General features: G+C 65.8%; 23 protein-coding genes. 9 read left to right on the top strand and 14 right to left on the bottom strand.

Annotated features, from left to right (window positions below):
- Positions 1 to 37 precede the first annotated feature (37 nt).
- Positions 38 to 598, bottom strand: coding sequence for a DNA-deoxyinosine glycosylase (locus tag ACDH77_RS17270; protein ID WP_031424977.1), 561 nt, complete (start codon positions 596 to 598; stop codon positions 38 to 40).
- A 140-nt stretch (positions 599 to 738) separates the two neighbouring features.
- Here ACDH77_RS17270 and ACDH77_RS17275 point away from each other — a divergent pair, with 140 nt between their 5' ends.
- Entirely contained in the window at positions 739 to 1,425 is a 687-nt protein-coding gene (locus ACDH77_RS17275; protein ID WP_372353566.1) for an OmpW family protein, read from the top strand.
- 276 nt (positions 1,426 to 1,701) lie between these two features.
- Here ACDH77_RS17275 and ACDH77_RS17280 read toward each other — a convergent pair whose 3' ends face one another.
- On the bottom strand, positions 1,702 to 2,259 hold the full coding sequence (locus ACDH77_RS17280; protein WP_031424979.1) for a hypothetical protein: 558 nt from the start codon (positions 2,257 to 2,259) through the stop codon (positions 1,702 to 1,704).
- Positions 2,260 to 2,725: 466 nt separating this feature from the next.
- Here ACDH77_RS17280 and xopAK point away from each other — a divergent pair, with 466 nt between their 5' ends.
- Positions 2,726 to 3,514 (top strand): XopAK family type III secretion system effector, encoded by a 789-nt coding sequence (gene xopAK / locus ACDH77_RS17285; RefSeq protein WP_277612242.1) that lies wholly within the window; start codon positions 2,726 to 2,728, stop codon positions 3,512 to 3,514.
- 34 nt (positions 3,515 to 3,548) lie between these two features.
- Here xopAK and ACDH77_RS17290 read toward each other — a convergent pair whose 3' ends face one another.
- The 4 genes from ACDH77_RS17290 to ACDH77_RS17305 all read right to left on the bottom strand — a co-directional run bounded on the left by ACDH77_RS17290 (position 3,549) and on the right by ACDH77_RS17305 (position 7,322).
- A complete protein-coding gene (locus ACDH77_RS17290; RefSeq protein WP_338338939.1) occupies positions 3,549 to 4,361 on the bottom strand; it encodes a MetQ/NlpA family ABC transporter substrate-binding protein in 813 nt (270 codons plus the stop codon).
- 146 nt (positions 4,362 to 4,507) lie between these two features.
- The gene (locus ACDH77_RS17295; RefSeq protein ID WP_003489185.1) at positions 4,508 to 5,203 is read right to left on the bottom strand and encodes a methionine ABC transporter permease; all 696 of its coding nucleotides are present in this window, start codon (positions 5,201 to 5,203) and stop codon (positions 4,508 to 4,510) included.
- A complete protein-coding gene (locus ACDH77_RS17300) occupies positions 5,200 to 6,207 on the bottom strand; it encodes a methionine ABC transporter ATP-binding protein (protein WP_008578010.1) in 1,008 nt (335 codons plus the stop codon). The genes ACDH77_RS17295 and ACDH77_RS17300 overlap by 4 nt, the downstream gene beginning before the upstream one ends.
- Before the next feature lie 218 nt (positions 6,208 to 6,425).
- Positions 6,426 to 7,322 carry a DMT family transporter gene (locus ACDH77_RS17305; RefSeq protein ID WP_014091132.1) on the bottom strand — a complete coding sequence of 299 codons (897 nt, stop codon included), beginning with the start codon at positions 7,320 to 7,322 and terminating at the stop codon, positions 6,426 to 6,428.
- 107 nt (positions 7,323 to 7,429) lie between these two features.
- Here ACDH77_RS17305 and ACDH77_RS17310 point away from each other — a divergent pair, with 107 nt between their 5' ends.
- From ACDH77_RS17310 to ACDH77_RS17335, 6 genes are all read left to right on the top strand, one after another.
- Positions 7,430 to 7,915 (top strand): YajQ family cyclic di-GMP-binding protein, encoded by a 486-nt coding sequence (locus ACDH77_RS17310; RefSeq protein WP_008578012.1) that lies wholly within the window; start codon positions 7,430 to 7,432, stop codon positions 7,913 to 7,915.
- Positions 7,916 to 8,060: 145 nt separating this feature from the next.
- Positions 8,061 to 8,522: a hypothetical protein gene (locus ACDH77_RS17315; RefSeq protein ID WP_031424982.1), complete on the top strand. Its 462-nt coding sequence runs from the start codon at positions 8,061 to 8,063 to the stop codon at positions 8,520 to 8,522.
- Positions 8,515 to 10,251, top strand: a complete 1,737-nt coding sequence (locus tag ACDH77_RS17320) for an ATP-binding protein (RefSeq protein ID WP_338339175.1) — start codon at positions 8,515 to 8,517, stop codon at positions 10,249 to 10,251. The genes ACDH77_RS17315 and ACDH77_RS17320 overlap by 8 nt, the downstream gene beginning before the upstream one ends.
- Positions 10,238 to 11,065 (top strand): alpha/beta hydrolase, encoded by an 828-nt coding sequence (locus ACDH77_RS17325; protein WP_008578016.1) that lies wholly within the window; start codon positions 10,238 to 10,240, stop codon positions 11,063 to 11,065. Before ACDH77_RS17320 ends, ACDH77_RS17325 begins: the two co-directional genes overlap by 14 nt.
- A 156-nt stretch (positions 11,066 to 11,221) precedes the next feature.
- Positions 11,222 to 11,782 (top strand): DUF1415 domain-containing protein, encoded by a 561-nt coding sequence (locus ACDH77_RS17330; protein ID WP_372353567.1) that lies wholly within the window; start codon positions 11,222 to 11,224, stop codon positions 11,780 to 11,782.
- 405 nt (positions 11,783 to 12,187) lie between these two features.
- On the top strand, positions 12,188 to 12,994 hold the full coding sequence (locus tag ACDH77_RS17335) for an SDR family oxidoreductase (protein ID WP_218507056.1): 807 nt from the start codon (positions 12,188 to 12,190) through the stop codon (positions 12,992 to 12,994).
- Positions 12,995 to 13,079: 85 nt separating this feature from the next.
- Here the strand turns inward: ACDH77_RS17335 and ACDH77_RS17340 are convergent, their stop codons facing one another.
- Genes ACDH77_RS17340 through ACDH77_RS17350 form a run of 3 tightly spaced genes read right to left on the bottom strand, consistent with a single transcriptional unit; the run spans position 13,080 to position 15,534 of the window.
- On the bottom strand, positions 13,080 to 13,760 hold the full coding sequence (locus tag ACDH77_RS17340) for an HAD family hydrolase (protein ID WP_372353568.1): 681 nt from the start codon (positions 13,758 to 13,760) through the stop codon (positions 13,080 to 13,082).
- Complete coding sequence (locus ACDH77_RS17345; protein WP_065628585.1) at positions 13,757 to 14,470, bottom strand: pseudouridine synthase; 714 nt, start codon at positions 14,468 to 14,470, stop codon at positions 13,757 to 13,759. The genes ACDH77_RS17340 and ACDH77_RS17345 overlap by 4 nt, the downstream gene beginning before the upstream one ends.
- Positions 14,467 to 15,534: a class I SAM-dependent methyltransferase gene (locus ACDH77_RS17350; protein WP_127171139.1), complete on the bottom strand. Its 1,068-nt coding sequence runs from the start codon at positions 15,532 to 15,534 to the stop codon at positions 14,467 to 14,469. Before ACDH77_RS17350 ends, ACDH77_RS17345 begins: the two co-directional genes overlap by 4 nt.
- A 147-nt stretch (positions 15,535 to 15,681) precedes the next feature.
- Between ACDH77_RS17350 and ACDH77_RS17355 the strand changes: the two genes are divergently transcribed.
- Positions 15,682 to 15,942 carry a hypothetical protein gene (locus ACDH77_RS17355; RefSeq protein WP_074053337.1) on the top strand — a complete coding sequence of 87 codons (261 nt, stop codon included), beginning with the start codon at positions 15,682 to 15,684 and terminating at the stop codon, positions 15,940 to 15,942.
- A gap of 462 nt (positions 15,943 to 16,404) precedes the next feature.
- Here ACDH77_RS17355 and ACDH77_RS17360 read toward each other — a convergent pair whose 3' ends face one another.
- The 5 genes from ACDH77_RS17360 to ACDH77_RS17380 all read right to left on the bottom strand — a co-directional run bounded on the left by ACDH77_RS17360 (position 16,405) and on the right by ACDH77_RS17380 (position 21,336).
- The gene (locus ACDH77_RS17360) at positions 16,405 to 17,742 is read right to left on the bottom strand and encodes a PQQ-dependent sugar dehydrogenase (RefSeq protein ID WP_014091137.1); all 1,338 of its coding nucleotides are present in this window, start codon (positions 17,740 to 17,742) and stop codon (positions 16,405 to 16,407) included.
- Between the two features lie 88 nt (positions 17,743 to 17,830).
- Positions 17,831 to 18,139, bottom strand: coding sequence for a DUF3247 family protein (locus tag ACDH77_RS17365; protein WP_005911254.1), 309 nt, complete (start codon positions 18,137 to 18,139; stop codon positions 17,831 to 17,833).
- Positions 18,140 to 18,470: 331 nt separating this feature from the next.
- Positions 18,471 to 20,507: a PAS domain-containing sensor histidine kinase gene (locus ACDH77_RS17370; RefSeq protein WP_005911255.1), complete on the bottom strand. Its 2,037-nt coding sequence runs from the start codon at positions 20,505 to 20,507 to the stop codon at positions 18,471 to 18,473.
- 105 nt (positions 20,508 to 20,612) lie between these two features.
- Entirely contained in the window at positions 20,613 to 20,903 is a 291-nt protein-coding gene (locus ACDH77_RS17375; protein WP_008578030.1) for a hypothetical protein, read from the bottom strand.
- Positions 20,890 to 21,336, bottom strand: coding sequence for a hypothetical protein (locus ACDH77_RS17380; RefSeq protein WP_029820354.1), 447 nt, complete (start codon positions 21,334 to 21,336; stop codon positions 20,890 to 20,892). Before ACDH77_RS17380 ends, ACDH77_RS17375 begins: the two co-directional genes overlap by 14 nt.
- Between the last annotated feature and the right edge of the window lie 153 nt (positions 21,337 to 21,489).

The raw sequence follows: 21,489 nt of genomic DNA on the forward strand, positions 1-21,489 counted from the left end.
TGGCATTCCATATCGACCTCGCGGCGTCTCACCCCGGCTAGCGCAGCGCATCGCACAGCGGCTGCCAGGCTGCGGCCAGCCGCGGCAGCGACCAGGCCGCGTTGGCCGGGCTGGTGGATGGCAACGCGACGACTGGCAGCGCGCAAAGCTGCGCCGATAGCTGCGGCTGTACATGCCGGCGCCAGGCCTGTGCTGCCGCAGCGCCATTGCAGGCCACCATGCGCAGCTGCGGCAGCGTGGCCAGCAACGCGGGCAGCGGATTGACCACGATGCTCGCCGCCACAATGGACGTATCCAGACTGCCGCGCCGCTCGCATTGGCCGATGACGTCCCACAGGCCCACGCGATGGTCGAGCAATGCTTGCAAGCGCAATGCATAGCTTGCGGCCGCATCAATGCCCAATAGGGCATGCATCAGCGGCCAGAAACGATTGCGTGGATGCGCGTAGTAACGCGCGGCTTCCAGTGACGCGACACCGGGCATCGAACCAAGCAGCAACACCCTGCAATCGCTGCGAACGTGCGCTGGCAAGCCTTGGCTGAGGTGTTTTTTCGTCACGGCAATCGCATCTGCGTGAATGTCTTTTTCAGACTGCATGACGTAACGACGGCCTTCTTGGGGGAATTCCTGAACAAACGAAATTTTAGCGGGCCGCAGGTGGGCGTGGATTCAGATTTTTAGGAATAGTTTTGGCGCGGCCCACTCCACGGGCCCAACAACAAGACGAGGAGACCCTCATGCGTTCCATTTCCATCCTGAGCCTGGCTGCTGTATCTGCACTTGCGATTGCACCGTCCGCGTTCGCGCAGGACACCACCTATACCGGCGACACCTCCTCGACTTCTTCCAGCACGATGTCCACCAGCAGCGATACCGCTTCTGGCAAGCATTGGGCCGTGGTCGGTGGCGTGGCGCTGCTGAACCCCAAGAACAACCCGGCGCCGGGCCTGGACGTCGATGGCGGCCCGGCACCGACGCTGAGCGCCAGCTACTACATCAACGACAACTGGGCCGTTGAACTGTGGGGCGCCGCCGACAAGTTCAACCACCGCGTCAACGCCGATGGCGTGGGCAAGGTCGGTACCGTCGAGCAGCAGCCGATCGCCATCAGCGGTCAGTATCACTTCGGCGAAGCGGACAACGTGTTCCGTCCGTTCGTGGGCGTGGGCTACTACGAGTCGAACTTCAGCAACGAAAAGATCGACGCGGCGTCGACCACCGGCGACCACGTGGGCCTGAGCACCGCCAAGGGCGTCATCGGCACCGTTGGTGTGGACATGAACATCAATTCCACCTGGTTCGCACGTGCCGACGCCCGCTACATGCGTTCGCGTCCGGAACTGCGCGTGGGTGGCCAGGGTACCGGCAGCGAGCTGGAACTGGATCCGTGGACCGTTGGCTTCGGCATCGGTGCGCGCTTCTAAGCAGACCGCTGCCCACCAGGGCGTTGGTTGAAGAAAAAACGGGCCGAAAGGCCCGTTTTTTTTGTGTGTGGCGTGAGATGTGGGGTGCGGGCCGTTACGACCGAGGCCTGAGGTGCCGTGTCAGCTCTCCGGTACGAATGCGAATAGTGGCGTGACTATTTGCCTCCGACTCTGCTTCATCGCTTCCAATGCGTCTGCAACTCCGTGCACCTGCATGCGTCGACACCCCCGTGCATGCGTCGAACACAATCGCCTGGCGCGCGCTTTCAAACGCCCTCACCGCCAATAAACGCTGCCGCGCAAACGTGCGCTGCGCCAGCGCCACCACAGCAAGGTGGCATAGGCGAGCGCATAACCGAGCAAGACGCCGGCAGCGCCGAGCAGGCTGGCATGACTGAGCCACCCGTCGGTTGGCCAGGCCACCCCCTGCCAGGCGCTACGCCAGCCCTGCACCATCCCGGCGATCACCCGGACCACGACCAACGCAGTCAAGCCCAGCACCAGCCACAGATTGGGCCGGTAAAACAGGCCTTGCGTGGTGCGTTCGAAGCGTGTCAGGCGCAACGCCAACGCGCCCAGCGCCAACCCGCAGGCCCAGCCGAATGCGGCGTGGCTGATCGCGCCGGGCCAGAACGCCGCCGCGATCAAGCTGAAGATCACAAACAGCACGCTGGAGATGCCCGCCGACACCAGGTTGATCATCAGCAGCCATCCACGCGCCTGACGACGTGCAGTACCCATGCGGAAGCGCTGCAGCAGCGACAACGGGAACACCACCACGAACACTGCCAGGGCAATGATCACAGCCAGCGGAATGGCAAGCAGCAAAGGCATCGGGAGACTGCCGTAGAAAGATGGCCGATGACGCTACTACGTATACGTGCAGCAGCGCGTGTTCGGTGCCAATTGCGCCCATCTGCAGCACGGCGAACGCGCTCGGCTCGGGGCGAACGCGCCAACGTGATACGCATTGGGAAGGATCGAGCGCGTCCTGCCGAAGATCGGCAGCGACCACGGAGACATCGTCGGCAATGTTGCCGCAGAGCTGCGATCTGGGCGCCCTTTGGCAAGAACGGGACACCCGCCTGGCGAGCTGCAACTGGATCGTTGGGCTGTTGATCCCGGTACCGGCGCGCCGCCAGGCGATCAAGATGCGATGTTCGAAGAAGCAGGCTTCGCGCATCCGTTTTCGTCCAAGCAGAACACTTCGTTTTCCAGCCCCATTGGTTCGGCAGCGGGCGTGCCCTCATGCAGGGGCGATGCGAGGATCCAGACGTGTATCGCGGGCGGTCCTGACTCCATGAAGCCGGCTTCCATCAGACCCGACACATCCACCAGCACCGCTTACACCGCGGAGCCGCCGCCGTCGGCCGATCCAGCCGACGGGATTGCGCAATGGCCTGCGCCCCACCCCGACTGCCAGGGGTTGCCGCGCCAACGACCCAGAAAGCGTGTTGCCGACACCGCGGGCGATGGCGATGGCGCACGCGCCGGCAGCCGTGCGCGCCCATGCGGCAGCGACGCATTCGCCATCCCGGACGGCTTTACCCGGGAGCAGATCCAGCCATTTCACGATCTGGAACGACAATACGCCGCACTCTTTTGCACGCCCCACATCCGCGCCGTCCGGTCTGTACGCGATATCCAAGCCAGCCGGACAATGGATGTGGATATGGACGCATGTGTCGTCATCAATCTTGCGCAAGATGGATTTGATTCGATCGGCACGCACGGTTTGTCTTCATGCGTCTGCATTTGTGCGAAAGGAAAGAATCCTCGCGGCCACGACATCCTGGGCCTGCTGCATTATTCGGGGATACAGGATGCACAAGATGCACTTTCCGAAATCCGCGACGATATGCGCGAAGAAGGCGTGCGTAAGCCCGACATATTCCTGGTAGGCGGCATGATCTCCAACCAAGACGAGCTGGGCAGCTTCGAAATCGAGAGAGACCTGCTGGCGCTCGGGCACGACTTCAATATCGTAGGCGCCAAGCTGCACCCCAGCATGAGCGATCGCAACGGCGAGGAGAATGCCATCAACCTGGTCATGACGGCCGATGGCATCTATTACTACAAGTCGTGGTGAAGACGCCTGGGTGTAAAAGCGCCGCTGCCCGCAGTCAAAACGCCGGCAGCACCGCGCCCTTGTACTTCTGCTCGATAAAGGCTTTCACTTCCGGGCTGGTCAGCGCTTTGGCCAGTTTCTGCACGCGCGCATCGTCCTTGTTGTCGGCGCGCGCCACCAGGAAGTTGACGTACGGCGAGTCCTTGCTTTCGATCGCCAGCGCATCGCGGGTGGGATTAAGCCCGGCGTCGAGCGCGTAATTGGTGTTGATCAGCGCCAGATCGACCTGGTCCAGGACGCGCGGCAGCATGGCCGAATCGAGTTCGCGAAATTTGAGTTGCTTGGGGTTTTCGACGATGTCGCGCTGGCTGGACAGGGCGTTGCTCGGGTCCTTGAGTTTGATCACCCCGGCCTTGTCGAGCAGGATCAGCGCGCGGCTGTTGTTGCTCGGGTCGTTAGGGATCACCACATCGGCGCCGGTAGGTAGCTCGGCCAGCGCCTTGAAGCGGCGCGAATAGGCACCGAAGGGCTCGATATGCACGCCGACGACGGTGACCAGCTGGCTCTTGCGGTCGCGGTTGTACGCATCCAGATAGGGCTCGGTCTGGAAGTAGTTGACGTCGATCTGCTTCTGCACGACCTGGTCGTTGGGCTGCACGTAGTCGTTGAACACCCGTACATCGAGCTTGACGCCCTGCTTGGCCAGCAGCGGTTCGACCACTTCCAGGATTTCGGCATGCGGCACGGCCGTGGCGGCCACGGTCAGGGTGTCGCCGCCGCTGCCGCCACCGCCACCGCCACCACCACCACAGGACGCCAATGCCAGCGTGGCTGCCGCCAGGAGGGAACGAAACGCGAATGTGCTCATGTAGGGATCCGTGGGAGGAGGAATGCGGACCTGCCGCAGGCGCTCAACCTACCAGACGCGGCGTGTGGCAGCGATGCACCGCGCGGTGCGAACGGGGCGGCGATGCAGCTGTTGGGTCACGTGCGCCCCAACAGCCGCGCACCGGCTCAGCGCCGGCTGTAATGCGCCACCAGGCGGTCGCCCAGCATCTGCAGCACCTGCACCAGTACCAGCAAGGCGATGACGGTGATCAGTGCCACGTCCGAGTGCGAGCGCAGGTAGCCCTCGCGATAGGCCACATCGCCCAGGCCGCCGGAACCGATCGCACCGCCCATCGCGGTGAAGCCGATCAGCGCGATGGTGGTCACTGTGGCGCCGGCGATCAGGCCGGGGCGCGCTTCGGGCAACAGCACCCGCAGCACCAGTTGCCGGGTAGTGGCGCCCATTGCCTGGCTGGCTTCGATGATCCCGCGGTCGACTTCGCGCAGCGCGGTTTCCACCAGGCGTGCGTAAAACGGCGCGGCGCCGACCACCAGCGGCAGGATCGCGCCGCGCACGCCCAGCGAAGTGCCCATCAGCATCAGCGTGAGCGGGATCATCGCGATCATCAAAATGATGAAGGGCACCGAGCGCAGCAGGTTGATCAGCGCCGCGAGCGCGCCGTACAGCACCGGGCGCCGGCGCAACTGCGGCGCGCCACACAGGAACAGCGCAACGCCTAGCGGCAGGCCAATCAGCAATGTCAGCGGCAACGCACCGGCCAGCATCAGCAAGGTATCGAGGGTGGCCTGGCCGATGTCGCCCCACTTGGCGGCATCGAGATTGCGGAAGAAACCGCCGGCGGCAGCAACGATCGGGGTCATACGCGCAGATCCTCCACCTGCACGCCGGCGGCGACGAAACCGGCGCGTGCAGCGTTCTGGTCGCCGCCGGTCAGGGCGACGATGAGCTGGCCGTAGGGCGTGTCCTTGATGCGATCCACCCGCCCGGACAGGATGTTGTAGTCCACCCCGGTTTCGCGGGCGATGCGGCCCAGAACCGGTTCGTAGGTACCGTTGCCCAGGAAGGTCAGCCGCACGATGCGTCCGCCGACTGCGGCGAAATCGCGATGCAGCTCGGCTTCGTCCACATGTTCGGCTTCGGAGACGAAGCGCCGGGTGGTGGCGTGTTTGGGATGCAGGAACACCTCGGTCACCGGGCCGGTTTCCACCAGCTTGCCGGCGTCCAGCACCGCGACGCGGTCGCAGACACGGCGGATCACATCCATCTCGTGGGTGATCAGCACGATGGTCAGGCCGAGCTCGCGATTGATCTGCGCCAGCAGCTGCAGCACCGAGGCGGTGGTCTGCGGGTCCAGCGCGCTGGTGGCCTCGTCGCACAGCAGGATCTGCGGGCGGGTGGCCAGCGCGCGCGCAATGCCCACGCGCTGCTTCTGCCCGCCCGATAGTTGCGCCGGATACTTGTTGGCGTGCTCCTGCAGCCCGACCCGGGCCAGCAGCTCGGCCACGCGCGCATCGATCTCGGCACGCGGCGTGCCGGCCAGTTCCAGCGGGAAGGCGACATTGCCGGCCACGGTGCGCGAGGACAGCAGGTTGAAGTGCTGGAAAATCATGCCGATGCGGCGGCGCAAGGCGCGCAGGCCCTGGCCGTCCAGCGCGGTCACGTCCTCGTCGCCGATCAGCAGACGACCGCCGCTGGGCTCTTCCAGCCGGTTGATCAGCCGGATCAGCGTGGATTTGCCGGCGCCGGAATGGCCGATGATGCCGAACACCTCACCCGGGCCGATCCGCAGATCGAGCGGATGCAGCGCCACGATCTGGCGACCGTCGACGGAATAGGACTTGTGCAGGCGCTGAAACTGGATCACCGCGCGTGGCCGGTTGGGGGGTCGTGAAGCCTACCATCGGGATTGGGGATTGGGGATTGGGGATTGGGGATTGGCAAAGGCCACGGCGGCCCCGCTGTTGCCAATCCCGAATCGCGAATCCCGAATCACGGCCGCCAGGGATTCGCAAAGGCCACGGCGCTTCGGCTGTTGCGAATCCCGAATCCCGAATCCCGAATCCCGAATCCCAAATCCCGTCCTCACGGCCTCTCAAGCGGCAACGGCCTGTCCGCCTGGCGTATCCGCTCCCGGCGCAACAAATACAGCCCGCTGGCGACGATGATGCCGGCGCCGGTCCAGGTCCAGCTGTCGGGCAGGGTCTGCCACAGCAGCCAATCCCAGCCGATCACCCAGACCAGACCGGTGTATTCCAGCGGGGCGATCATCGAGGCCTCGCCGCGCATGAAGGCCTGGGTCAGCGCAACCTGGCCCAGCGCACCGGCCAGGCCCATGCCGGCAATCAGCCCGGCATGCCCGGCCTGAAGGGGCACCCAGCCGGGGATGGCCAGCAACCCGGCGCCGATGGCCATGAACAGCAAAAACCACACCACCATGGCCTGCGGGGTGTCGGTGCGGGTCAGCAGGCTCACGGTGATCGCCGCGACGGCATAGGCGATGGCGGCCAGCAGCACCATCAGCCCGGGCAGCGAGATCAGCCCGTCCACGCCCGGGCGCAGCACTACGATCACCCCGACCAGGCCAATGCCGATCGCGGTCCAGCGGCGCGGGCCGACGTGCTCGCCCAGTAGCGGCACCGACAGCGCGGCCACCAGCAGCGGCGCCACGAAATACAGCGTGTAGGCGGTGGACAACGGCATGCGTTTGATGCCGAAGACGAAGCAGCCGATCATCACCATGCCCAGCACCCCGCGCAGCAGGTGCAGGCCCCAGCGCACCGGCACGATCGCGCGCGGCCCGGCAGTGGCGAACACCCACACCAGCACGAACGGCAACGAGGCAGCGCCGCGCAACAAGGTGACCTGCAGCGGCGGGTAATGCGCCGAGAGCAGCTTCATTCCCGCGTCCATCAGCGAGAAACAGGCCACGGCGGCCACCATCCAGGCGATGGCGGGAAGCGGGGAGCGGGTGGTGGGCATGCACGCATTATCGCCGCGGCACTGGCACGCCCGCCAAGGCCGACATGACGGCCGGGCCGGCACGATGGCCTAGAATGGCGGCTGTTTTTCAATTGCAGGAGCTTTGCATGCCTTCCTTCGACGTTGTGTCCGAAGTAGACAAGCACGAACTGACCAATGCGGTGGATCAGGCCAACCGCGAGCTGGACACACGTTTCGACTTCAAGGGAGTCCAGGCCAAGTTCGAGCTGGAAGACGGCAAGGTGATCAACCAGTCCGCGCCCAGCGATTTCCAGATCAAGCAGATGACCGACATCCTGCGCGCGCGGTTGCTGGCGCGCGGCATCGACATCCGCTGCCTGGAGTTTGGCGAGGTGGAAACCAACCTGGCCGGCGCGCGGCAGAAAGTGACCGTCAAGCAAGGCATCGAGCAGAAGCAGGCCAAGCAGCTGGTGGCCAAGTTGAAGGAAGCCAAGCTCAAGGTCGAAGCGCAGATCAATGGCGACAAGCTGCGCGTCACCGGCAAGAAGCGCGACGATCTGCAGGACGCGATCGCGCTGCTCAAAAAGGCCGACTTCGAACTGCCGCTGCAGTTCGACAACTTCCGCGATTGAGTGCGGCGGGGTGACCGCAACGATCGGGACGGCGCTGCGCGTGCGCGCCGTGCGGCCGGGTGAGCCGGAGTGGCGCCTGCGGCCTGCGCGCGGCACGCGGCGCGGTGGCGCCCGTCACCTCGCCGCACTGGCCTAGCCTGCGAGCATGCGCGACCTGTTCGCCAGCCTGTTGCAACGCCTGCGCATGCACGGGCCGGCCAACGCAGCGGGCGAACATGCCCGGCACGCCGCCGCCCATGCGCAACCACGCATCGAGACCGGCTCGACGCTGCACACCATGGCCGACCTGGATCCGGTGGCGGCAGCGGCGTTTGCCGATGCCTTCCTGGTGGAGATCGAACATGCCATCGCCACCTGCACGCTCGGCGATGCCGGCACGCCGCAGGCGCAGGCGCTGCAGCAGATCCATTCGTTGAAAAACACCATCTCGCTGACCGGCTCGCAGCAACTGCTGAAGGCCTGCGACCAGTTGCGCGATGCCGCAAGCCATGGCGCGCTGGGCGAAACGCTTGCGCAGCGTTTCACTGCGGTGGCGAACGCGGCTGGCCTGCTGGTCAAGCAGTACCGGCGTACCCTTCCCTCCGACGATGCGGACCCTCATGCGTAGCACTCCCAACCGCGCAGCGCCCGGCCTGATCCTGGCCGCCAGGCAGTTGCGCAACGACAGACTGGTGCGGCTGTTCGAGTCGTTCCTGGAATATCGCGCCTGCGTGGGCCGCGTGATCGTGCAGAGCATCGTCACCGCGTGGTGCCTGGGCTGGCTGTACGGGCCGCAACCGGTGCTGGTGGCCGACGCGCACCATGTCTTTCCCACCGCGGTCGGCCTGTGGGTGCTGTCGGTGGTGTGGATGCTGCTGGTACGCCGCCGTGTCATTGCGCCCAGCGAATGGCTCGATGCGATGGGCTTTGCGATGAACCTGCTGTTCATCGGCATCCAGACCTACCTGGCCTTCATCCTGTTGATGTCGTTGAATGCATTTTTGCCGTTCATCACCATCGCGGCGGTGGCGCGTTACGGGCAACGCGCGATATTTCCGGTGTTGCTCAGCACCTTCGTGCTGATGCTATTGACCGCACCGTCAGGCTATTGGCTGTCGCGTCCGGCGTATTTCGTCTATGCCGTGGCGCTGATCATCGTGCTGCCGTTGCTGGTGGCGCGGATCGTGCTTGCGATGCAGGAAGTGGCACTGCAGGCACTGGCCTCGCGCGATGCGCAAAGCCGTTTCATCAGCACCATGAGTCACGAATTGCGCACGCCGCTGAATGCGGTGATCAACTGCGCCCAATTGATCGAAACCGAGCAAATGCCGGCACAGCAACGCGAGCTGCTGCAATCGGTGACCGTCAATGCAACCGCGCTGCGCCATCGTGTCAACGAGGTGCTGGATGTGGCCAGCATCGACGGCGGACGCCTGCAGCTGCATCGCAAGCCGTTGAACCTGCTGGACGTGGTCACCACGGTGAAAGCGGTCTGCGCCACCGCAGCGTCCAGCAAGGGCGTCACGCTCGATGTGCGTGTCGATAGCCCGCAGGCACCGCACGTGATGGGCGACGAAGGCCGCATCGAACAGGTGATCAGCAACCTGGTGATCAATGCGATCAAGTTCACCCCGGCCGGCGGCACGGTGGATCTACTGATCGACGCGACCCAGGTGCAGGAGCGCTGGAGCATCGCGGTGACCGTCACCGACACCGGTATCGGCGTACCGGACGATCAGAAGGCCTACATCTTCACTCCGTTCACTCAGCTCAGTACCGGCTTCAGCCGCGTCGAAGGCGGCGTAGGCCTGGGGCTTTACATCGCGCTGTCGGTTTCCGATGCGATGGGCGGCAGCCTGACCGTGAGCGACAACCCCGCCGGTGGCAGCATCTTCCGCTGGATTTTCGAACTGCCCGGCGCCGCGGCCGGCAGCCATACGCTCGCGCTGCGCGATGCGCTGGCCCAGCACGCAGAAAACGTGCCTTCCCTGCATTGCCTGGTCTTTGAAGACATGGATACCAATCGTCTGGTGATCGGCAATCTGCTGACCCGCGCCGGGCATCGGGTGAGCTTCCAGGTCGATGGCACCGACGCGGTGCAGCGCATCCGCGAGGCAGCGCCGGACCTGGTGTTCCTGGATCTGCACATGCCGGGCACGTCCGGCTGGGATGCGCTGCGGGAGGCGCGCGATGCGATGTCGGCGCTGCCGCCGATCATCGTGCTGACCGCCGACACGCGGACCGATTCGATGCGCGACGCCAGCGCGGCGGGCGTGGCCGGCTATCTGCCCAAGCCGATCAATGCGCACGAATTGCTGGCACTGCTCGCCCGGCACGCCAGCCATGCACGCCCCTGAGCTCAAGCCGGGCAACGCCGCACGCGCCTACTGGCAGCATGCCGCGCACGCCGGCACGCCGCTGGCGGTGCTGTACCTGCACGGCTTCAGCGCCAGCCCGGGCGAAGCAGGCGCGCTACCCGAACAGATGGCCGATGCGCTGGGCGCCAACGGTTACGTGCATCGCTGGCCCGGGCACGGGCTCACCGCCGCCGATGCAATGCAGGGGCTTACACCGGCGGTGTTGCAGGCCTCGGCGCTGGAGGCACTGGCCCAGGCGCAACGCATGGGCGAGCGGGTTGCGATTGTCGGCTCGTCGATGGGCGCGACACTGGGTTTGTGGCTGGCCGCGCGGTACCCGGACGCGGTGGCCGGCGTGGTTGCCTGGTCACCCGGCATCCGGCCAGCCGACCCGGCATTGCTCGAGCAGATCTGCGCCGCGCAGGCGCCGTTGATCGACCCGCGCACGCGCACGCCTGCCGCGCGTGCGTTCTGGTCGGAAACGATCCATCCGGACGGATTTCGCGCCTTGCGTGACCTGTTTGCGCTCATCGCCGCCGACCCGCCGTGGCCACAGGTGCGCTGCCCGGTGTTTCTAGGCTATTACCGCGCTGCCGACGGCCGCGAAGACGGCGTTGCCTCGGTGCCGGCGATGCTGCAGATGTTCGCAGCGCTGGGCACTGCGCCGGCACACAGGCAGGCGCTGGCCTTCGACACCGGCGCGCATGCGATCGGGTCGCCGCACAAGACCCCGCTGGCCGGCGCCGTCGCGCAGGCGTCCATCGCGTTCTTGCAGGCGCAGCTCCGTGCTGCGCCGCACGGCCTAAATGCGTGAGCGCAAGCTGGTCTGCGCGCGAGGCGGAAGAAACCTGCCGCCTCGCGCGCAGCGTCGCGATGGTGCCCCGCTAGCGCCCGCTGCTGCCTCCAACCACGCGCGCGGTCCGCTGCATGGCGATCGCATACACTGGCGCGCCAGGCCGCTGCCGCCACGATGACCACCACGCCCGCAACCTCCGATCCGATCGCCGAGACCCGCAAATGGATCGAACGTGCGGTGATCGGATTGAACCTGTGCCCGTTCGCCAAGGCGGTGTACGTCAAGGAACAGGTGCGGCTGGTGCTCAGCGATGCCAGCACGCCCGAAGCCTTGCTGGAACAACTGGCCGAGGAACTGGTGCTGCTGCGCGATACGCCGGCCGAACAGATCGACACCACGCTGATCGTGCATCCGGACGTGCTCACCGACTTCCTGGACTACAACGACTTTCTCGACAACGCCGATGCGGCGGTGGAAGCGCTGGACCTGCAAGGCGTGTTGCAGGTGGCCAGCTTCCATCCGGAGTACCAGTTCGCAGGCGCGGCGCTGGACGATGTGGCCAATTTCACCAACCGCTCGCCCTTCCCCACCTTGCACCTGTTGCGCGAAGACAGCGTGGAGCGTGCGGTGGCGGCGTTCCCGGATCCGGATGTGATTGTGGAACGCAATATCCAGACGCTCGAACGCCTGGGCAGCGATGGCTGGGAGCGCGTGCTCAACGGTGCAGAGCACTGAGTGCTGCACCTGCCGTCCGGGACTGCAGCGAGTGCGATTTTCGCCACCTGCGCCCGCAGGTCGTCGGCATAAAACAGGGCGGAAGTTCTTCAGCCGCATGCGGATCACGTGCTCGGCGTCGAACTGGTCGAGCGCCGCATGCCGCCGGGCACGCTGCACACGCGTGGTACCGGGCAATCGTGTGATTGAGTGCAAGCGCAGCAGCACCGGCGGCACCGGGACATTGCGGAACGCACGCGATCCGGGCAGCTGCCCGGATCAGCCTGCATCCGTCAGGTTCAATGTGGATGACATCGAGCGCACGCATGGCACGTGCGCCCCAATCCTCATCCGCGCTCCACGTTGCTGCGACGACGACAGCCCGCGCGCTACAGTGCCGCCACCCTCACCCACGTGCCGCATGCCATGGCCTTGATCCCCGCAGTTTCCGCATGGAACCCGTCGCCGCTACAGGACCGCGTGGTGGTGGTCACCGGTGGGGCGCAAGGTATCGGCCGCGGCATTGCCCAGGCGGTGCTGGGCGCGGGCGGCAGCGTGGTGATTGGCGATCTGGATGCCGATGCCGGCAAGGCCTGCCTGCAGGAGTGGGCACTGCCGCGCCGTAGCGCTTTCGTCCGCTGCGATGCCGCGCGCCAGGCGCAGGCCACGCGCCTGGTCGCCACAGCGCTCAAGCGCTTCGGGCGCATCGATGGGCTGGTCAACAATGCCGGCGTGCCCGATCCGCATATCGCAGCACTGCCGCAACTGGACTGGGACACCTGGAACAGCCGGCTGTCCAGCCTGCACGGCGCCTTCCTGTGCAGCAGGCAGGCGCTGCCCGCGCTCAGGCAGGCGCCAGCCGGTGGGGCGATCGTCAACATCGCCTCCACCCGCGCCTGGCAATCGGAGCCGCACAGCGAAGCGTACGCCGCAGCCAAGGGCGGCCTGGTGGCCTTTACCCACGCGCTGGCGCTGAGCGAAGGACCGCATGTGCGCGTCAACAGCATCAGCCCGGGGTGGATCAGCACCGACGCGTGGCGCGCGCCGCAGCGCCGGCGGGCGCCGAAATTGTCGCGTCGCGACCATGCACAGCACCCGGCCGGGCGCGTGGGCACGCCCGAAGACATTGCGCAGCTGGCGGTGTATCTGCTTGCGCCGCAGCTGTCCGGTTTCGTCACCGGGCAGGATTTCATCGTCGACGGTGGCATGTCGCGCAAGATGCACTACGCGTAAGCGCAGCGAGGCGGTCGGCAGCGCCTGCGTGATCACAGCCGGGTTGGCGCATGAACTGGCCCCGCGACGTATCCACCCGAACCCGTCACCCCGACAAGCGTGCTTCCAGCAAGCGTTGTGCATCCACTAGCGAGGGCAGGATGCGGTGGCCGAGCGCGCGCACGGTGGCGTCGGGCTCGAGCAGGTCCGGAATCTGGATCGGTGTCATGCCGGCCGCCAATGCTGCACGCACGCCGGTGGGCGAGTCTTCCAGCACCAGGCAGTGCGCAGGGTCTACCGCCAAGGTGCGCGCAGCCAGCAGGTAGATATCCGGCGCAGGTTTCGGATGGACCACGTCGCTGGCCGTGCACACGGCATCGAAGCGCCACAACAGATCGGCCGCTTCCAGCTTGCGCAGCGCCAGCGGGCGCTGGGTGGAGGTGGCCACCGCGCGCGGCATGCGCTGGGCTGCCAGATAGTCCAACAGCGCAACGATGCCGGGCCGATGCGGGATGCCGCGCTCGACCGCAGCGGCATACAGCCGTTGCGCATGCGCCAGCATGGTGTCGGCCGCGGCCTCGCCGATCCGTTCGCCGAGCAGCCGGCGGCAGGCCGCATCGCCGGTGCCCACCATGCGCAACCAGAAGGCCGGTTCGATCTGCAGACCCTGGTCGTCGGCGGCCTGCGCCAGACAGGCCGTGATGGCGCGCTCGCTATCGAGCATCAAGCCATCCATGTCGAAGATCACCGCCTGCGGGCGAAACGGCAGCGCTGCACTGTGGGTCATGCCGGAGCGCCGCGGCCGAACAACACCTCAAGATCGTTCGCTTCCAGCGCACGCCATTGCCCCGACGACAATCCATCCAGCGACAGGCCGCCGATGCGGCTGCGGTGCAGCGCGACCACGTGGTTACCGGCGGCAGCGAACATGCGCCGCACCTGGTGATAGCGGCCTTCGTGCAAGGTCAGCCGCGCCTGGCGTGGGCCAAGCACCTCCAGCTCGGCCGGCAGCAGCGGCTTGGTTTCGCCGTCCAACAGCAAGCTGCCGCTGGCGAACAGCGCGGCCTCCTCGCCACGCAGGTCCTCGGCCAGGGTGATGTCATACACCTTGTCCAGGGCCGATTTGGGCGAAATGATCCGGTGCAGCAGCGCGCCGTCGTCGGTCATCAACAGCATGCCGCTGGTCTCGCGGTCCAACCGACCCACTGGCGCCAACACCGGCGCGCGCAGGCGGAAACGTGGCGGCAGCAATTCGTAGATCAGCCGGCCGGTGTCCTTGGTCGAGCAGGTGTAGCCGCTGGGTTTATGCAGCAACAGGCTCAAGCCCGCTGGCGGGTCGAGCGGTTCGCCATCGATGCGGATGGCGTCGTGCTCCACCTGGTCGTCGGCATACAGCACCTCGCCTTGCGCATCGGTGATCGCGCCCTGCCGGAACAGCTGGGTGACCTGCTTGCGGCTGCCGTAGCCGAGATTGGCGATGTGTTTGACCAGCTTCATGGGCGCGCTCCGCGGCCGCGGATCGCCGCGATCAGCTTGAACCCATCGCGTTCGGCAGCCACGCGGACCTGTCCGAAACTGTCGTTGAGCACCTGTTCGTAAGGCAGGTGCCGGTTGGCGACCAGCATCAATTGCCCGCCCGGGCGCAGTGCCTGTGCGGCCACCGCAATGAAGCGCTGTCCGATGTCCGGGCGGTCGGCACGCGACGGCGTATGGAACGGCGGGTTGCTGACGATGAAATCGTATTGCGCCACCAGCCCGGCGGTGACATCGCGCCAGTGGTAGTGCAGCTGCGCCGGATGCGCGATGTCCTGCAGGTTGCGCCGCGCCAGCGTCAATGCGCGCGCCTCGGCTTCGTACAGATCCAGCGCGGTGACCTTGGGACAACGCGCCAGCACTTCGGCCGACAGATAACCAAAACCCGCGCCCAGATCGGCGCCATGGCCGGCCAGCGTGGTTGGCAGATGCTCGACCAGCAGCGCGGACGCCGGGTCGATGCGATCCCAGGCGAAGACGCCGGGACGGCTGACAAAGCGGCCGTCCAGAATCTTGCGTGGCGCATCCAGCGCGGCCCAGCGCGCCTGCAGCGCGGCATCGGTGTCGGCCGGCAGCGGCGCGCTCCAATAGGTGCGGCAGTGGTACTTGGTCAGGCTGCCGGCCAGCCCGGTGAGCTGGCGCAGATCGGCTTCCCCCGAGCGTGCGCCTTCGTTGTTGGACTGGCAGGCCACCACACGGCCACCGGGCGCAGTCAGCGCCACCGCACGTGCGAACAGCGCGCGCGCCTCCTCGCGCTGCCGCGGAGGCAGCACCAGCACCAGGGCATAGCGCGTGCTGTCGGCCTCGATCTCGCTTTCTTCGCGCACGGTCCACCCATTGCGCTCCAGCGCTTCGGCAAACGGACGGAAGCTCTGCTCGCAGGTCAGCGTCTGGGTGCTTGCCTGCTCGCGCAGCGGAAAACCGTCGCGCGCGCGCAGGAACAAAACCGGTCCTTCCGGCCATGGCAGCGCGCCTTGGGCAAAAGGCAGGAACAGGGCTTGAAGCGGGGCGTCGTGCGGGCCAGCCATCGGATCATCGGGTCAGGAACAGGCCGTCATTGTAAGGGACGTGTGCCAGATGCCCGCCGCGCGCCTTCCATTGTGTATACGGACCATTGATGCGCGCGCAACATTCGCCCGCCTAGGCTGGGATCCAAGCCCACACGGAGAGACGCGATGCGAGCCTTGTTCGTAGGAGGAGTTGTCGACAACAGCGAAATGGATTTGGACGACACCCCGCCACCGATGCACTACCCCGAAAACACCGGCGCCGGCAGACCCCGCTACCGTCTGCACCAGATCGGCGAACGCGGCGATGGCACGGTGGCCTACGCGGTGTACGGTGCCCCGGAAATGGCAGACGAGGACATCACCCGCATTACCGAGGAGCGTGGCTATGCGCGCCGCTTCAGCGCCTCGCCGGAAGCGCCACGTTGAGGGAACGAGGTAGTTGATGCGGGCGCCTGGACCCTTCCCTGCCGCATGCGATGAAGCATGCGTCAGGCGCCCTCGACTGCAGCGCACAGTTCACAGCCGACACGCTGCACGAGGCTGGACCGGGTTCTTGCGATGTTTTGCCGATCGGATGCGGTTCGTCCGACCGCTCACATCGGTCAGCTCGCGAACCTTCGCATTTTCCGGCAATCAACCGAGGGTGCACTCTCGGAATTGCCGAGTGTTTCCAGCCGCGTGTTTCCAATTGCTGCCTGCGGCACATGTCAGCAGCGCTGCGACAAACCGTTTTCTACACGATGCAGACCCAGGCTGCGCACATCGCCTTCGTCCACCTTCGGGCCGCCCTCCTATGAGAGACGGGGGGATGGCCCTTTGGGGGCCGTGCGTCTCCCGCAACCAACTGGTAGTGCCCGCTGGTCTGCGCAAGCGATCGACGTGCCCGTCTCAACGCGCCTTCGGCGTCACCCGCCAGATCACATTGCCCACATCGTCGGCCACCAGCAGTGCGCCGCGACTGTCCGACGCCACACCCACCGGGCGGCCCTGCGCATTGCCTTCGGCATCCAGGAATCCATCCAGCACCGTGATCGGCGGGCCGTTGGGCTTGCCATCGGCGAACGGGACAAACAACACCTTGTAGCCGCTGGGCGGGTCGCGATTCCACGAGCCGTGCTGGCCGATGAAGGCGCCCTGGCGGAAACGCTCGGGCAACAAGGTACCGCTGGCGAAGCTCAGGCCGAGCGATGCGGTATGCGGGCCGAGCGCGTAATCGGGCTTGATCGCCTTGGCCACCAGTTCGGCATTCTGCGGTTTGACCCGCTCGTCCACATGCTGGCCGTAGTAGCTGTACGGCCAGCCGTAGAAACCGCCGTCGCGCACCGAGGTGAGGTAGTCCGGCACCAGGTCGCTGCCGATCTCGTCGCGCTCGTTGACCACCACCCACAGCGATTTGCTCTGCGGCTCCCATGCGGTGCCCACCGGGTTGCGCAAGCCGCCGGCGAAGACGCGGCTGCTGCCGGTGGCCGGGTCGATTTCCAGGATCGCCGCACGATTGAGCTCGGCTTCCATGCCGTTTTCGGCCACGTTGCTGTTGGAACCGACGCCGACATAGAGCTTGCTGCCGTCCGGGCTGGCCAGCAGCGACTTGGTCCAGTGATGGTTGATGCCGCCGGGCAGATTGGCCACGAAAGTCGGCTTGGCGGTGAGATGCGTGTCGCCGGGCTTGTACGGAAAACTCACCAGCGCATCGGCGTTGGCGACATAGAAGCGGTCGCCGATCAGCGCCATGCCGAACGGCGAAAACAGCCCGCTGACGAACTGCGTGCGCACTTCTGCCACGCCGTCGCCGTCGGCATCGCGCAGCAAGGTGATGCGATTGGCGCTCGCCACCGCCGCGCCGGCCTTTTTCATCATCGCGCCCTGCACTTTCTTGCGCAGCCCACCGCCCGCTTCGGCATCCTCGGGCTTGGGCGGCTCGGCCGTTTCGGCCACCAACACATCGCCATTGGGCAGCACGTAGACCCAGCGCGGGTGATCCAGATCGCGCGCAAACGCAGCAACCTGCAGATCGTCGGCCGCGATGGGCTTGGCATTGGCTGCCCAGCGTTTGACCGGCGCCACCTTGACGGTGGGAATCAGACGCTTCACCGGCTCGGGCAATTGCGGGTCCGGCCCGGTTCCCTGTTCGATCGCCAATGTTGCCGTGTCGCCGCACGCGGCGAGGACGGCCAGCGCCATCAACGACAGCGGCCAGCGAGCGAACTTCAATCGGGATGCATTCATTGCGGGCAAATCCTGGACGGTTGCGTCAGCCAGCGATCATGCCGCCAACGCGACGGCGAGAAGTAAACACACCGTCAACACACCACCGTCACGGCATGACTTGCGGATCGGCGCCCAGCAACAACGGGTGCACCGCCACGATCCGGTCCATCCAGATCCATTGCGGCTCTTGCGATGCATCCAGCTGGTCCAGCCGCAGCTGACCGTTCAATCCCTCGTTGTCGTGGTCGTCCAGATAGGTCTGCAGGCTTGGGCGCACGGCAACCGTGCCGCTGATCATGCTGCCGTCGTCGAGTTCGATGCGCACACGCTCCTGACCATCGAGCAGGGACACCCAATGTTCGAGCGTGGCGATCTGGACCTGTTCTGAATACACGTGCGGGGCATACTTGGGCATTGCGCGATCTCCGTGAGCTGAGCGCACCACGCTAGGCCAGCATGCGTGAAAGAGGCAGAAAACGTGTCGTGTGTCGGTGCTCGGCATTGGCGCGGCATTGTCGCCACGCATGCGCACGCATCCGTCTTCTAGCGCGGCCATGCTGCAACGGTGGTGAAAGGCTCATCCACGAAACCACCTGTGCGTCGCATGACGATCGGTTGTTCTGGGGTAGATCGGCGCCTCATGGAAAGACGCCAGGTACGCAAGCCACACACACGCTACTGCGCATCCAACGCGTCGCCTCACCACCTTGCGGTGACCCGCTGCGCGGCTGTGCGCTGCGCGCCGGTTACTCCACCGCCTGGCGCGCGGCACGCACGGCCGTGACCAGTTGCGCCACGCTGTAGGGCTTGGCCAGATGTTCCTGAAACCCGGACTCCAGCGCGCGCTTGCGGTCGTCTTCGCGGGCCAGCGCGGTGACTGCCACGGCCGGCAACGCGGTGGCATCCAGCCCGAGGTTTTCGCGCACGGTACGGATCAAGCCGTAACCGTCCATGCCCGGCATGCCGATATCGGTCAGCATCAGATCGAAGCGCGCGTGGCCACGATGATCGATCAATGCCAGCGCATCGGTGGCGCTGCCGGCGACCACCACTTCGGCGCCCTGCTCTTCGAGCAGACGCCGCAGATAATCGAGCATGTCCGGTTGGTCTTCGACCGCCAGCAGGCGCAAGCCATTGAGCGCGCGCGCTTCGACGATCTGTTCGGACATCAGACGCCGCCGCAGCTCGCGGCGTGGGCGCTTGGCCTGGTCGGGAATATGTTCCGGCAGCCGCACGGTGAAGGTCGCGCCCTTGCCACGGCCGCCACTGGTGGCGCCGACCTGTCCGCCGTGCATTTCCACCAGCTGCTGCACGATCGCCAGGCCCAGACCCAGCCCGCCATGCTGGCGCGTGGTGGTGCCGTCGGCCTGGCGGAAACGACCGAACAGGTGCGGCAGGAATTCGGCTGCAATGCCGTCGCCGGAATCGCAGACCGAGACCACCAGATGCCCATCGTCGCGCTCGATTTTGACGTCGATACGACCATGGGCCGGGGTGAACTTGATTGCGTTGGACAGCAGGTTCCACAACACCTGCTGCAGGCGCGTGGCATCGCCAAGCACCAGGCAGGGCGTGGGCGGCACGTGCAGCTCCAGGACCTGGTCCTTGCCTTCGGCAGCCAGTTCCTGGGTGTTCAAGGCTTCGCGCACCTGCTCGACCAGATCCAGCGATTCGACTTCCAGCTGCACCTTGCCCAGCAACATGCTGCTGAGATCGAGCATGTCGGAAATCAGCCGCTTCTGCGCACGTGCGCTGCTGGCGATCACCGACAGCCCCTTGTAATACGGCTGGCCTTCTTCGACCCGCTGCAGCAGCAACTCGCTCCAGCCCAGGATGGTGGTCAGCGGGGTACGCAATTCGTGCGACAGCGTGGCCAGGAACTCGTCCTTCAACCGCGCCATGCTTTCGGCCTCGTTGCGCGCGCTGCGCTCGGATTCCAGCAATTGCTCGCGCGCCAGTTCGATCTCGCGCTGCTCGGTCACGTCCGGGCTGCTGCCGGCCAGCCCGATGAAGCGGCCGTCGGCCGAATAGCGCGGGGTTGCGGTCATTTCAATCCAGCGCCACTGCCCATCATGGCGGCGCGCACGCACCAGCGCGCGCAGGCCGCGCTGTTCCTGCAGCGATGCGGCCAACTCGAACTGGAACGTCGGCAAGTCGTCCGGATGCAGCAGTTCGCTCCACGCCGACACCGTACCGCTGGAAATATCCAGGCCAAAAAATTCGCCATACGCACTGTTGACGAAGCGCACCACGCCCTGCGCGTCCAGCACCCAGACCGGCATCGGCAAGCCGTCGGCCAGCGCACTGAAGCGCGCCTCGCTCTCGGCCAGCTCGCGCTCCACGCGTTTGCGCTCGGTGATGTCCATGAACAGGATCGCCACCCGTGCCTGCTCTGGCTGCCCGACCCGGAACGCATCCACCGAATACCAGCGCTTGAGCGCCTTGGCCTGCATTTCGAAGTGGATGCGGTTGCCGGTGCGCGCGACGTGGCCGTAGCGGTCGAACCATTCCTGCTCGTGCTCGGGGAGCAGGTTGCGGATGGAGACGTTCAGTGCGTTGGGCGACAGGCCGGTGTAGCGCTCGAAGGCACCATTGGTGGTGCGGATCACATAGTCCACCGCCTGCTCGCCGTCGAACACCATGTCGATGACGCAAAACCCGGCATCGATGTTGTGGAAAATCTCGTGATACATCGCCGGGTCCAGAAACGGCTCGGCGATGGCGGCCGGCAGTGCGGCAGCCAGCGTGGGGCTGGAAGAAGGAGTGCTCAAATCGGAAACCACGGATGCTGCCGGAGCGGATGACGGGCAGATGAAACCATGCCTGATGTCGTCAGCGGGTGCACGTGGGGCTGGGCAAGTTCACGCTTTCCTCGCCCAGCCCCGTGTTCACCACAAGGTGGTGGCGGCGAATCCGATGCAGGTTGCCAGCACCACGATGCCGGCGATCACGCCGCGGAACACCCATTCGCCCTCGCGACGCAGCTGTTCGTCCATCCAGCGTTGCGCTTCCTCGCGCCAGGCAGTGGACCGTGCGTAATCGGAATCCAGCAGCAACAGGCGGACCCGCGCCACCCCCATCTGCGCGCATTCCTCGCGGCAGCGCTGGCTGAAGCCGTCTTCCCCACCGGCAATCTGCGCGCCCACCGGCAATTGCAGTTCGAGTTCATGCCTGGACATAACGGGGACGCTCCTGATCAAGCTCATGTTCCAGCGCCATGCGCGCCAGCTGGGTGTAGTTAGCACGCGGACCCTGCCCACGGCCGGTGAGCATTCCCTGATAGTCCAGGTCGTGCCAGACCCGGCCGGTCCACTCCACGCAATCTTCGGCAATGACCAGCATCAGCGAGTAGCGGTAATCCAGGCCATTGGCCGCGGTATAGGTGTAGACCGGCGGGAACTGCACGGCCACATCCACCTGGCGCGCCAGTGCAGCCAGATGCTCGCGAAGCGCCGCGCGCGGATCGGCACCGGGCTCCAGCTGCAGCGCGCGCGTGGCCAGATCCAGGTCGACCTCGCTCTGCAATGCCACGAAGGCGGCCGCGCCGGAGGCGGGGTTGTGCCCGTGCTGCTTGGCCCAGTCGATGAATTGCAAACGCACATCCGACGGCATGTGAGCCGGCGCCGAAGACGCTGATTTTGTGCGGAAAGTGTGGGTGTCCATGCTGGCGATCTTCCGGGCTGTGCCGTGAAGCGCGGGCGCAGGCGCAGTGAACCCGCCGTCATGGTGTTCCGCAAGCTGATTAACCGCGCGGCAACGTGGTGA

Origin of the sequence: Xanthomonas axonopodis pv. maculifoliigardeniae, assembly GCF_041519315.1 — a bacterium.
Lineage (GTDB): Bacteria > Pseudomonadota > Gammaproteobacteria > Xanthomonadales > Xanthomonadaceae > Xanthomonas > Xanthomonas euvesicatoria.